Origin of the sequence: Mesorhizobium sp. M0678 (assembly GCF_040320505.1) — a bacterium.
Taxonomy (GTDB): Bacteria; Pseudomonadota; Alphaproteobacteria; order Rhizobiales; family Rhizobiaceae; genus Mesorhizobium.
In genome coordinates, this window is record NZ_JAMYPT010000006.1 from 57,627 (window position 1) to 70,211 (window position 12,585).

The window sequence follows — 12,585 nt, forward strand, 5'->3', positions numbered from 1 at the left end:
TCACCATGACCAGCGCGACAAGGCGTGATTTTGTAGGTCTTACAGGAATGGCAGCGACTGCCCTGGCCGGTGCTGTTGCAACACGAGCTACCGCTGCGGAAAGCGACGTATCGCCATCGTTCGATGAGGTTCTTCAAGAGTACAATCAAAACAACACAGAAAGGACCAGATCAAAGCTGGCGATCTATGTGGTGCTTTCTCATCTGCACGCCAGCCTCGAGGACGAATTTAGTGACCTTGGGCTAGAGCTGCCTTTAGGAAAAAAGGCCTTGCCATCGAATCTGCCGGCCAATTTCGAGGACGCGCAGGTTGCACCCCTTCCTTGGCTCTTCAAGCCCTCGGAAGTTACCGACCACGAACGAAACGGCTATGCGGCGATTGCAATGCGAATGAACGCAGTGATGGCAAGACACACCGCCGACGTGAGTGTCGGGGTTTCGCATATCATGTCGCACAAGGGATAACCGCGACCTTGCCGGCGAGCACGGCACGTCAGGCGAGCACAACGCCGGCCGGCGATTTGTTGTTGCGGGCGAACCGATTACCTGTTTTCGCGAGGCGACTGCGCTGCGAGAGTCCTCACAATGGATAAATCCTTCCGGGACGCGCCGCGCGAGATAGCAAAGCTCTCGGCACCCCGGCCAGTGGGAATTGTCAGCCGTCCGCGCGTAGTGGCGCTGCTTTCGCAGGCCCTCGACAGTGGTGCATGCTGGCTGGCTGCGCCTGGTGGATACGGCAAGACGACCGCGGTGATCGACTTTCTGGAACACGGCGGGCTGGAACAAGGCGGCCTGAAGCAAGGCGAATCGGCGTATAACTGGTATCGGGTCGACACCGAGGACCAGGACGTTGCGCGCCTTTTCCACTATCTGACGCTGTCACTCGACGGCAGGCATGCCGGCATGCCGGTCTTTGGTCCGGAATATGCCGACAATTCCGACGATTTCGCGCGGCTGTTCTTCCGCACCTATTTCTCGCGGCTTGATCCGGGCACGATCCTGGTCCTCGACGATCTGCATCGTGCCGATGCGCCAGGCTTTCGCCGGACGCTGGCGATCCTGTTGCGCGAACGCCCCAACACCGTCCGCTGCATCTGCACATCGCGGATGCTGCCCGAGGGCGATGTCGCCGACCTCCTGCTGTCGGGACAGTTGCCGGTGCTCAACCAAACGCTGCTGGAGTTTTCGCCTGCGGAGGCTCGCAACCTCGTCACCGCCCGCTCGCAATCGCCGTCCGAGGTCGGCGACATTTCGGAGGCGCGCGGCTGGGCGGTGGGCCTTCTCCTGCTGGCCAACGCCGGAATGTACTACCCGCTTTCGCAGACCGGCCTTGCCGGAGGCGCCGGCCTTCGGGAGATTGTCGGACGTTATTTCCTGCGCGACATCGCGCCGGAGGACCAGGATCTGCTTATCAGGCTCAACGTTCTGCCGGAGATCAGCACGGAGCTTGCCGATGCGTTCCTGGGCTCGCCGCAGGCTGCTCGCCTGCTGGTGCGGCTGCAGCATCGCCAGCTGCTGATCACGCGCGACGGTCCGGGCGGCGCCGCCTTCCAGCTGCATGACTTGTTGCGCGAATACCTTGCCGGCCTACTGGACCGGCGCGTGACGGAAGCGGACCGTTCCAGGCTGCGCGAGCAGGCAGCAAAGGTCCTGCACGAGGCAGACAAAACCGACGCGGCAATCGTGCTGGCGTTGCAGGCGGGCGCCTGGCCGCTGGCACGCCAGCTCATTCTGGAGTGCGCTAACGGCGTTCTCTCGCAAGGGCGCAGGGCCAGCTTCGTCGAATGGTGCAACAGGCTGCCCCCCGACCAGATGGACGGGTGGGTCCATTATTGGCTGGGCGTCGCCTTCGCATCGGACGATGCGAAGGCCGAACCGCACTTCTCCAAGGCATGGCAAGCATTCGAGAACACCGACATGCGCGGCCAATGCCTGACGGTCGCGCGGGCGGTCGTAGTCAAGACCGCCAGCTGGCGTACGCATGAGGGGCTGGCGGATTGGACGCGCCGAGCCTCACAGGTTCTTGCCAAGGGATTGCCGGAGTTGGATCCGGAGGAACTCATGATGGTCAGGCTCGGCATCCTGCGGGCCGTCGATTTCGCCGAACCTGGCGAATTCGACGCCCATGACGCGAAGCGCCTCGTGAATGATATCCAGCAGCGCCTGACACATCTGCCGATCGAGGATTCGGTCGAGTTGCGCCTGCTGGCAAGCGAAGCGCTCATCGACTACGCGACCTCGTCGGGGCAGCGCGACATTTTTGCCAATGCCGTGGACAGCGTTGCCGCCGATCTCGAACATCCGGATATCCCGCCGCTGGTGCTCGGCATGTGGCTGGTGTCCTTTGGCTCGGCCAGCGGCCGTTACTTCCCCTATTCGCGGCGCGGTTTTGTCTATGCCTCGGCCGAGGATGCGTTGCGACGCGCAACGGCGATAGGCGAGCAGCACGCCTTACGGGGCGTCGAGTTCAGCGCCCTCTATCAGCTTCAATTGCTGATGAAGCTTCACAACAGGTTCTCGGAATTCAATGCGCTCGTCTCCCGGCTGGGCGAGATCGCGGACAGCAGGTTCACAACCCAGGTCGCTGTAGTCGCCGACTGCCACGCGGCGATGCACACGCGCAACGGCGACTTCGTCAAGGCTTATCTCGACTGCGATGCCTTCATGGATGCGATCGAGCGGGCGAATGAGCCGATGATCGAACGCTGGCCGCATTACGTCACCAAATACCAGGTCCTGCTGGCCGATCGGCGTCCAGCGGAGGCCATTGCGCTACTCCAGGAGATCGTCGAAAGGCTGAGCGGCGGCCCTCGCCAGCGCGTCGAACTCAACATTCTGGCCGCTCAGGCCCTGGAGCAGAAGTGGAACGGCGGCGCGTCCTATGGCAGTCGTCTGGCTGAATTCATGGAGGCGTTGCGCCAGGTCAACCCCTCCGCAATCCTGCTCAACCTGCCGGACCTAGTGGCCGATCTGGTCGCCGATGCGCTGGAGCGAAAGATCGACGTCGATCTCTGCCGCCGCGTCGTTCGGGCGCGATATCTGGTCCCGCCCGCTGGCCGACCCGCCCAGTGGCCTTGGCCGCTCAGGATCCACTTGATGGGAGGCTTCCGCCTCGAGATCGATGGCGCCGAGGTCGCGCCCGGTGCCAAACCTACCCGCGCTCTCGACATATTGCGCATTATCTGCCTGTCGAGGGACCAGGTCTGTTCGGTGGAAACCCTGCAGGATTGGCTCTGGCCCGACCTCGACGGCGACCAGGCCAAAGCGGCCTTGGAGCAGGCGCTGCATCGTCTGCGCAAATTGCTCGGGCAAGGCGAACTCGTAACGCTGAGAGAAGGCCGTTTGCGGCTCGCTGCCGACAAGGTCTGGATCGATCTGCAGGATTGGGAAGACCGGCTGAAACCCGTTCTGTCGGGCCAAAGAGACAGCGCAATCGAGGAGCAGGAGATGCTGCTGGAAGGCTTTGTCGGCCCGCTTTTCTCGAATGGCCCGACGCCCGCCTGGTCGAACGCCGCGGCCGACCGGGTGCGGGACGGGTTGGTGGAGCTTGCCGTGCGGATCGCCAAACACTGGCAGAGCCAAGGCAACGCGGATCGGGCACGCCAGGCGTGCCGGCGTGCGCTCGATTTCTACCCGGAATCGGCCAAACTCCATGGCACGCTCATCCAGGAGAGCCTCTCCAGGAACGACCATGCCGGCGCCATCGAGGATTACCGGCGCTATGAACGCGCGCTCGCTTCGACCGGCGATGACGAGCCCTCGCCTTTGCTGCGTTCGCTCGTGCGCCCGTTTCTCTAGACCGGTTCATCGTTTCACGGAAACGCCGAACCGCTCTATCTCTTTATTTTTGCGCAATTCCGGACGGAAAACCGTTCCACACTTTTCCTGGAATTGCTCTGGCGCAGCTCGGAACTCCGTAAGCCGTCCGTAAGTCGCGGTCTGGGAACCTCGGCCCGTCGATCAAAACCGATCGCCGGAGGCCTGAAGCCCCCGATACCAACACTCACAGGAAGGAAAAGGTCATGCCGTATACTGCCAGAGCAACTTCGAGAATGCGTGCCGGCACCATCCGCGCTGGAGCCACAAGACTTTCCGACCAGCTCAGGATCGGGCCTTGGTCGCTCCTCTCGCCCGAAGCTGTCATACAGCAAAAGTACAACTCCCTTGGAGGCGCCGGCTTCGCCGAGATCGACAGGAAGGACACTGGAAAAGCCTGGTATCTCAAGTACGGCTCATGCATTTGTTACAACGATGCCATGCACGACGCCTTTGAGATCCATGGCGAAATCTACAGGAAGTGGATTGCGCTTGGCGGTCTCGCGTGGGGCATTCCCTGCACCGACGAAACCGGCACTCCCGACGGCGTCGGCCGATACAATCACTTCAACAACAATACCGCTTCGATCTACTGGACACCGAACACCGGTGCTCAAGCGATTTGGGGGGCAATTCGCGGCAAATGGGCAGCAATGGGCTGGGAGCGCTCGGTTCTCGGCTATCCGGTCACCGACGAAACCGGAACTCCCGACGGCGTCGGGCGCTACAACCATTTTGCCAATGCCGGCTCGATCTACTGGACACCGAACACAGGAGCCAACGTGGTGTACGGTGACATCCGCAAGAAGTGGGAGAGCCTGGGCTGGGAACAGTCATATCTGGGCTATCCCACGACCGACGAGACCGAATTTGCCGAAGGAGGCCGCGCCAATCTGTTTGAAAACGGCGGCATATACTGGTGGCCCGACACCGGCGCGATCGACCTTCGAGACGTCGTCGTCCACTATACCGGCCTCCATTGCTTCGGCGAGACCGACTGGGATCAGGGGCCGGGTGGTGCGGACGAGCCCTATGTCATCGTCAGCGTGGCAACGCCGCGGATCGCCGACACCAAGCGCAGCCAGGTCTATGGCGACGTCGATGCGGGAGATACGAGACCCGACCTGATGGAGGTCTATCGAGGTAAGCCCTACGGCATCAATATCGGTACGGTGCTGATGGAAAATGATTTCGGCGATCCGAACAAGTACAAGGACGAAGTGCAGAAGGTCGTGATGGGCGTCCATACGGCGGGTACGCTGGCTTTGGGCCTCATTCCGGTGGCAGGACCTATCATTGCCGCGATAGCCGGCCCGGCCCTGGGATCCTTGATGCCATCGATCGGCGGCGCCATCAGCGATCTCTTCGATTGGGGCGATGACAGGATCGGGAGCGCGACAGTGACCATCTCCGCAAAGCAGATGGTGTTGCTCGCGGCACGTACGAACAATACCACCTTCAGCGGGATTGGGTTCAAAGTGGAAACGCCCCTGATTTCCGGCGAGGGGGCTTCCTACAAAGCCTATTTTGGCTTTGTGCCTGCCTAGGCCAATCGCCCCGGCAAAAAAGCTTGCCGGGACAATCAACTTACCAGCCCCGCCTCCGTTGGCGGGGCTGACGTTCGCGACTGAGAGATTTATTTCCGTAGCGGTCGTCGCAAGGCGCGGTCCGGATGCGGCAGCGGCCGATCAGCATAGCGGGCAAGCTGTCGTTGCCTGCCCCGCACAGCCCGTAGCGCCGCCATGAACGCGGCTCCTTCGGCCGGAACGATGGAGACCGCATTAAGTGCAGTCACCTCAACGACGCGGCCGCAGCCAACGAGGCCGAACGGGACCGGCGGAAACCGGATCAGGCGGTGCGCAACCCGCCGCCATGACAGCCGAGATCAATCAGGATGGAAAGAGAACGGTGACAAGAGCGGGCATGCATCACACCAGCCCGCGCTTGGCCATCATCGCTTCCGGGGAAGGCATCTTGCCGCGGAAGGCGGTGTAGAGTTCTTCCGGGTCCTTTGAACCGCCGGCGGCGTAGATGTTCTTGCGCAGCCGCTCGGCCAGCGCCGGGTTGAAGGGATCGCCCGTCTCCTCGAAGGCGGCGAAGGCGTCGGCGTCAAGCACTTCCGACCACATGTATGAATAATAGCCGGCCGAATAGCCATCGCCGGCAAAGATGTGGCCGAAATGCGGGGTGCGGTGACGCATGGCGATGGTGTCGGGCATGTTGAGCTTTTCGAGCGTTTCGGCTTCGAAACGAAGCGGCTGATCCGCCGCGTCCGGCCGCGCGTGGTAGGCCATGTCGACCAACGCCGAGGCGGTGAACTCGACGGTGGCGAAGCCGGCGCCGAAGGTGCGCGCCGCCAGCATCTTGTCGACCAGCGCCTTTGGCATCGGCTTGCCGGTCTTAATATGCAGCGCATGCTTTTCCAGCACCGCCGGCACCGTCAGCCAGTGTTCATAGAGCTGCGACGGCAGCTCGACGAAATCGCGGCTGACCGAGGTGCCAGCGACCGATGGCCAGGTAACGTCGGTCAGCATGCCGTGCAGCGCGTGACCGAATTCGTGGAACAGGGTCTTGGCCTCGTCGACCGACAGCAAGGCTGCCTCGCCGGCCGGCGGCTTGGCGAAATTCATGATGTTGTAAATGACCGGCTTGGAGCCATCGCCTAGCTTGTAGCCGGATTTCAGCGCGCTCATCCATGCGCCGGAGCGCTTCGAGGGTCGCGCGAAATAATCGGCGAGGAACAGGCCGCGCTCGCTGCCGTTGGCATTCTTCACGACGAAAACCCGAGCGTCCGGATGCCACGTGGCAATGCCCTTCTTTTCCTCGAAAGAAATGCCGAACAATCGTGTTGTAACGTCGAAACAGGCGTCGATGATGCGGTCGAGCTGCAGATACGGCTTCAGCTCGGCCTCGTCGAAGGCGAATTTCTCTGCGCGCAGCTTCTCCTGATAGAAGCGCCAGTCCCAGGCGGCGAATTTCTCGTTGCTGCCGGCCTCGGCCGCCAGCCGCTGCAATTCGGTCTGGTCGCTTGCGGCCTTTTCCACCGCCTTTTCCCAGACTGGATCAAGCAGCGCGTGCACCGCCTCCGGCGTCTTGGCCATGGTATCGTCGAGCTTCAATGCGGCGTAGGAAGCATAGCCGAGCAGCTTCGCCTTCTCGGCGCGCAGGCGCAGCATGTCGCGCACCACTTCCGTGTTGTCGGTGGCGCCGCCATTCTGACCACGCATGATGAAGGCGCGGAACGCCGTCTCGCGCAGATCGCGCCGTTCTGAGAAGGTCGAGAACGGCTCGTAGATCGAACGCGACAAAGTGACGGCGTAGCGGCCCTTCTGGCCGCGCATCTCGGCGGCTTCCGCCATCGAGCTTTTCAGGAATTCCGGCAGGCCGGCAAGGTCGGCCTCACCGAGGAACAGCACCCAGTCGCGCTCGTCGGCAAGCACGTTCTGGCCGAAATTGGTGCCGAGCGACGACAACTCCTCGTTGATCGATGCAAGCCGCTTCTTGCCTTCGGCGTCGAGCCTGGCGCCGGAGCGGACGAAATTTTTCCAGGTCTTTTCCAGCACCCGCAGCGTTTCGGCATCGAGCTTCAAAGCCTCGCGGCGCTGATAGAGATCGTCGATGCGGGCAAACAGTCGCTCATTCATCGAAATCGCCGAGTAATGCCGCGACATCTTTGGCGAGATGTCGCGCTCCAGCGCCTGGATCGCTTCATTGGTGTGGGCGCCGGCGCGGCACCAGAAGATCGAGGAGACATGGTCGAGCGCCTCGCCGGCAAGCTCGAGCGAGGCAAGCGTGTTTTCGATCGTCGGTGTCCCGGTGTTGCCGGCAATCGCCTCGATCTCGGCCTCATGCGCCTTGAGGGCCTCATCGAAGACCGGAGAAAAATCACCGTCGCCGATGCGCGTGAAATCGGGCAGGCCGAGCGGCCCTTGCCATGCGGTCAGCGGATGAGCGGCGAGGTCGACGGTGGACGGCATGGGCAAACTTTCGCTGAGTGGCGGGAGAAGATGGATCGTCACCGATGTAAGGCGCCGGCCGGTTGCGCGCAACAGCGGGTCCCGTTCATGGTTCCGTCAGTAGCCGTCGCAATTTTCGGCGATCGCGGCCTGCGAACTGGCGGTGATCTGGTCGTTGGCGACCGCAAAGGTCTCCTGCATCAGCATGTCGTTGCTGGGAAAATCATAGCAGGCGATGACAGTGGTGACGCCGCCCTCCGTCTTCTCGATCCGATGGCGGATTTCGGCCCCGGCGACGGCGCCTTGCCACTCGGCGATCGAGGCGATGAATTCCTGCTTGCTTTGCACGACGCCGAGGTCGTCGAGCTTGATGCGGACGTTGTCGGCGAGCAGGTCCGACAATTCGCTGCGGTCGGCGACGAGGAGTGCCGAATACCAGCGATCGATGATCGCGCTATCGTCGGCACGGGCAAAATCTGCCGAGCACAGCAGTGCCGCAGCCGCGAACGCGTCCCGAAGTCGCGTCATGCCTTGTCTCCTACTCCGTCTCCGGCCGCTCGAAATCGCCGGTGTCCTTGTTCATCACCCAAAGCTCGCCGGTCGAGATATCGAACCAGGCACCGTGCAGCGACAGCCGCCCCTTGCCTTCGAGGATCGAGACGCAAGGGAAGGTACGCAGATTGGCGATGGAATAGCGGATCGAGATGCGCTCCAGCGCCGTCTGGCGTTCGGTCGCGGTCATGAAGGTGCTCGACGATACGGTCTCGGCCGCGGGCGCGATCAGGCTCATCCACTTGCCGATGAAATCGCCCGGCGACAAGGGTGCGGCCGTGGTGTCGAGTGCCGCGCGGATGCCGCCGCAGCGGCCGTGGCCCATCACCACGATGTTCTTGACCTTGAGGCTCTGCACGGCAAATTCGAGCGCCGCCGATGTCGAGTGGAACTGATCGTCGGGCGCATAGGGCGGCACCAGATTGCCGACATTGCGCAGCACGAACAGCTCGCCGGGCCCGGCATCGAAGATCGCTTCGGGCGCGGCCCGCGAATCGCAGCAGGCGACGATCATCGTTTCCGGTGCCTGGCCCTCCCGCGCCAGCGAGCGATAACGGCCGCTTTCGGTGAGATAGCGGCCGCTCATGAAACTGCGGTAGCCGGTGAGAAGATGCTCGGGAAGATGGGGCATGGGCAGCTGTGGGAGCCTTTCCGGGTTGAAGGCAGCTCGGTTCAATCCCGAAAGGCTCTAGCGCATCGGCCTGAAAATCGGAACCGATTTTCGGAAGGCGGGATGGCGTGGTTTCGACGTGCCAGCCCGTATTGTGACACAGGTGAACGAATGCCGCCATTAATCGGCCTCAGAACCGCAGATTGGCGCCGGCGCGCAGTAGAAGCCAGTAGAACAGGCCGGTCGCGCCAACCGCCAGCAGCATCGCCAGGAAGAAGCCGCTGGGACTCTCGGCAAATGGCAGTCCGCCTGTGTTCATGCCGAAAATGCCGACGATCAGCGTTCCTGGCAAAAGCAGCGCGCTCATCACCGCCAGCGCCTTGAGGCTACGGTTAGATTCGTCGGCAAGCTCAGCCGCAAGCTCCTCCTGCAGCAGCCTTGCCCGGTCGTTGATCATGACGACCTCGCGGTCGAGCCGTTCAAGGCGCGCAGCAAGCCGGCGCAGAACTTCATGTGCGCCGGCGGAAAGGTTCCAGGCGGAACGGTCTTCGTCCTGGAAAAGCGCTGCCAGGGCCGAGATCGGCCGATGCAGGGACACGGCAAGGCGGCGCACATCCTTCAGCTGCCGTCTTTCGTCGGCAAGCCGCTCGGTCACGAGATGATCCTCGACTGCATCCAGCCGCTTCGTTGCCGCGGCGAGCCGCAGGCTGGTGGTCTTGCAAAAAGCCATGACTAGCATTTCGAACAGCTCGAATGCCGTGGCCGGCCGCAGCCCCGCGGTAAGGGCCGTGTGCACTTCCTCCACTGCCGCCAGCGGATGCCGGCGGCCGGTGACCAGCAGCCGTTCCGAGACCGCAAAATGCAATCTGCCGATGGTCGTCGACTGGTGGGTGATCTCGCCATGCAGATCGGCCGAAATGCCGTGGACGACGCCATTCTCATGCGCCAGCACTAGGCTGTCCTCATGTCCTTCGAGGATTGCATGAGCCGACGCCGGCAGCGCGCAGGCATGGCTGACCCAGGAATGGGCGCGCCGGTCGACAAGGTCGACATGCAGCCAGACCCAGCCGCCCGCTGAGGCCAGCGCGGCCTCTATGTCTCGGGGCGCCAGCGGTTCGGGAGCTTTGCCGGGAGCGGCATGATAGGCCCAGACCAGCCCGGGAGCATGATGCTGGTCGTCCGCGGCAAGCAATGTCAGATGCGATGCGTCATTCATGGCCGCCGCCTAAATAATGCACGTTCAGGTGATCAGGGCGGCGCCGGGGCCGGTGCCGCGACATTCTGGTCAAACCCTGCCCCCGCTCAGAACACCTGGCGGAAGATGACGAACAACACGAAGGCAAGACAGATGGAGACCGGAAGGGTCAGTATCCAGGCCATCAGCATGTTGCGCACCGTCGACCATTGCAGGCCAGAGCCGTTCGCCGCCATGGTGCCGGCAACGCCCGAGGACAGCACATGGGTGGTTGAGACCGGCAGTCCGAGATAGTCGGCCGATGCGATCGTCGCCATCGCGACAAGCTCGGCGGACGCACCCTGACCGTAGGTCAAATGGCTTTTGCCGATCTTCTCGCCGACGGTGACGACGATGCGCTTCCAGCCGACCATGGTGCCGAGGCCGAGCGCCAGCGCGATGGCGACCTTGACCCAGAGCGGGATGAACTTCGTCGCGTTGTCGACCGCCTTATGGTAGGTCGTCACCGCCTTCAGGTCGTCTGCCTCCATCGGCAGCAGCTTCTTCTTGTCGATCAGCTTCAGCGCTTCACCGATAAGATAGATGTTGTTGCGGGCGTTGCTGACCAGCGTTGTCGGCAGCTTTTCCACGGACGGATAGGGCGACAACATGGCGCTGGTGTCGTGGATGAAGCTCTGCAAGGCAGGCGTGGTCTCGTCCTTCCAGGTCTTGGTGCGAACGGCGTCGCCGACCGCGGTCGCCGCGTCAGTCACGACGACGCCGGGCCTGACGTATTTGCCGAGTACCGTTTCGACCTGCGTCGCCGCCGATTTGTAAGCTTCGAGATAGTTCACGTCCGGTGTGCGGTTGAGCGCGAAGGCGGTCGGCACGACGCCGATCAGGATGAGCATGATGAGGCCCATGCCCTTTTGCCCGTCATTGGAGCCGTGGGCAAAGCTGACGCCGGTGCAGGTGAAAATAAGCAGCGCCCGAATCCACAGCGGCGGCGGCGCGCTCGACTTGGGCGCCTCGTAGAGCTCGCGGTTCCTGACCAGCAGCTTCATCACCAGAAGCAGCAGTGCAGCCAGGCCAAAACCGACCAGCGGCGAGATCAGGAGCGACAGGCCGACATTGGACGCCTGCGACCAGTCGACGCCGCTGGTGACGGAGCCGGCCGGGGCCATGAACTGGTTGGCGAGACCGACGCCAATGATCGAACCGATCAGCGTGTGCGAGCTCGAGGCCGGCAGGCCGAGATACCAGGTTCCGAGATTCCACATGATCGCTGCGACCAGCAGCGCGAAGACCATGGCTAGCCCCGCGCTCGATCCGACCTGAAGGATCAATTCGACCGGCAGCAGCGATATGATGCCGAAGGCGACCGCCCCGCTGGCGGTAAGCACGCCGAGGAAGTTGAAGAAGCCGGACCACATCACTGCAAGCTCGGCCGGCATGGAATGCGTGTAGATCACCGTTGCCACCGCATTGGCAGTGTCGTGAAAACCGTTGACGAATTCGAAGCCGAGCGCGATCAGCAGCGCCAGCCCAAGCAGGATCCACGGCACCGCGACGGTGCTGGTCAGGTCCTGGCTGAGCGCGTAGCCGACATAGGCAAGGCCGCCTAGAATGATGACGGCAAAGGCCGGCAGAAACCATTTACCGGTGCCGTTTGGCCGGTCAAGCGGATGCTCCGGTCTTGGAATCCCTGCCTCGCTTGAAACAATATCGACCATACCCCACTCCTCCTGCGTTGCAGCAAAGAATGGGAGGACGCTATGTCGGCACGATGAAGGCTGTGTGACGGCGGGCACTTTGGGTTGACGCAAACGGGCGATCGAAGCGAGCGAGGCAACTGAACCCAGCCGGCGTAGACTATTCCGCGATGTCCAGCAGGGTCGATATCAGCAGCCGGCGCTCTTCGGCGGAGAGAATGTCCGAACCGAACAGGTTCATGCTGCGAAGCCCTTCGATGGCGAGATAGCAGACCAGCAGCGCCCTAAGGTTCGGCGTTTCCTGCTTCAGCCGCTCGAATAGCTGCCGCCTGAACGATTTTATCGGCGTCAGGAAATCAGGATCCTCGGCAATCGCCGAAAATATCCAGGATGCCGACGGTTTCGATTCCTCGGCATGCTCGGCCGACAGCTTGATATAAGTTGCAAGCGGGCTTTCGCCGTTGACGCCGGCCGTGCGGGCGGACTCCAGGGCCTGCTCGAAGGCGCGCAGGTAATCCTCTACCAGCGCCTGCATCAATTTCGCCTTGGTCGGGAAATTGTAGAGAAGACCACCCTTCGACACGCCGGCACGGCTGGCGACCGCATCCAGCGACAGGCTGCCAGGACCCGTCTCGCGCGCCACGGCGGCGGCGGCGGCGAGAATTTTTTCGCGCGAATTTGCTCTGCGGACCTTCATCAATTGTTCCCCATTCATTAGCTTAGGCGGAATTGACAAGACCGTCCAGACGGTACAGTAAGATCGCCG

9 protein-coding genes are annotated in these 12,585 nt (G+C 62.4%); 3 read left to right on the forward strand and 6 right to left on the reverse strand.

The features are described 5' to 3' along the window. The first annotated feature begins 5 nt into the window (after positions 1-5). The 3 genes from NKI29_RS13175 (at position 6) to NKI29_RS13185 (ending at position 5,362) form a co-directional block, all read left to right on the forward strand. On the forward strand, positions 6-464 hold the full coding sequence (locus NKI29_RS13175) for a hypothetical protein (protein WP_352782342.1): 459 nt from the start codon (positions 6-8) through the stop codon (positions 462-464). 120 nt (positions 465-584) lie between these two features. Further along, on the forward strand, positions 585-3,797 hold the full coding sequence (locus NKI29_RS13180; protein ID WP_352796416.1) for an AfsR/SARP family transcriptional regulator: 3,213 nt from the start codon (positions 585-587) through the stop codon (positions 3,795-3,797). Between the two features lie 224 nt (positions 3,798-4,021). Beyond that, the gene (locus tag NKI29_RS13185; protein ID WP_352796419.1) at positions 4,022-5,362 is read left to right on the forward strand and encodes an LGFP repeat-containing protein; all 1,341 of its coding nucleotides are present in this window, start codon (positions 4,022-4,024) and stop codon (positions 5,360-5,362) included. A gap of 381 nt (positions 5,363-5,743) precedes the next feature. Here the strand turns inward: NKI29_RS13185 and NKI29_RS13190 are convergent, their stop codons facing one another. The 6 genes from NKI29_RS13190 to NKI29_RS13215 all read right to left on the reverse strand — a co-directional run bounded on the left by NKI29_RS13190 (position 5,744) and on the right by NKI29_RS13215 (position 12,516). After that, positions 5,744-7,798, reverse strand: coding sequence for a M3 family metallopeptidase (locus tag NKI29_RS13190; RefSeq protein WP_352796560.1), 2,055 nt, complete (start codon positions 7,796-7,798; stop codon positions 5,744-5,746). 90 nt (positions 7,799-7,888) lie between these two features. Further along, on the reverse strand, positions 7,889-8,299 hold the full coding sequence (locus NKI29_RS13195) for a nuclear transport factor 2 family protein (RefSeq protein WP_352681851.1): 411 nt from the start codon (positions 8,297-8,299) through the stop codon (positions 7,889-7,891). Between the two features lie 10 nt (positions 8,300-8,309). Continuing rightward, the gene (locus NKI29_RS13200; RefSeq protein WP_352480025.1) at positions 8,310-8,954 is read right to left on the reverse strand and encodes a carbonic anhydrase; all 645 of its coding nucleotides are present in this window, start codon (positions 8,952-8,954) and stop codon (positions 8,310-8,312) included. Positions 8,955-9,123: 169 nt separating this feature from the next. Then, complete coding sequence (locus NKI29_RS13205) at positions 9,124-10,149, reverse strand: transporter (RefSeq protein ID WP_352796421.1); 1,026 nt, start codon at positions 10,147-10,149, stop codon at positions 9,124-9,126. An 86-nt stretch (positions 10,150-10,235) separates the two neighbouring features. Next, the gene (locus NKI29_RS13210) at positions 10,236-11,840 is read right to left on the reverse strand and encodes an inorganic phosphate transporter (protein ID WP_352796424.1); all 1,605 of its coding nucleotides are present in this window, start codon (positions 11,838-11,840) and stop codon (positions 10,236-10,238) included. Between the two features lie 139 nt (positions 11,841-11,979). Continuing rightward, positions 11,980-12,516: a TetR/AcrR family transcriptional regulator gene (locus NKI29_RS13215; protein WP_352796427.1), complete on the reverse strand. Its 537-nt coding sequence runs from the start codon at positions 12,514-12,516 to the stop codon at positions 11,980-11,982. Between the last annotated feature and the right edge of the window lie 69 nt (positions 12,517-12,585).

Coding starts and splice junctions, on each gene's coding strand:
- NKI29_RS13180 (WP_352796416.1), top strand. CDS start 585: ATGGATAAATCCTTCCGGGACGCGCCGCGCGAGATAGCAAAGCTCTCG.
- NKI29_RS13200 (WP_352480025.1), bottom strand. CDS start 8,954: ATGCCCCATCTTCCCGAGCATCTTCTCACCGGCTACCGCAGTTTCATG.
- NKI29_RS13195 (WP_352681851.1), bottom strand. CDS start 8,299: ATGACGCGACTTCGGGACGCGTTCGCGGCTGCGGCACTGCTGTGCTCG.
- NKI29_RS13215 (WP_352796427.1), bottom strand. CDS start 12,516: ATGAAGGTCCGCAGAGCAAATTCGCGCGAAAAAATTCTCGCCGCCGCC.
- NKI29_RS13175 (WP_352782342.1), top strand. CDS start 6: ATGACCAGCGCGACAAGGCGTGATTTTGTAGGTCTTACAGGAATGGCA.
- NKI29_RS13185 (WP_352796419.1), top strand. CDS start 4,022: ATGCCGTATACTGCCAGAGCAACTTCGAGAATGCGTGCCGGCACCATC.
- NKI29_RS13210 (WP_352796424.1), bottom strand. CDS start 11,840: ATGGTCGATATTGTTTCAAGCGAGGCAGGGATTCCAAGACCGGAGCAT.
- NKI29_RS13205 (WP_352796421.1), bottom strand. CDS start 10,149: ATGAATGACGCATCGCATCTGACATTGCTTGCCGCGGACGACCAGCAT.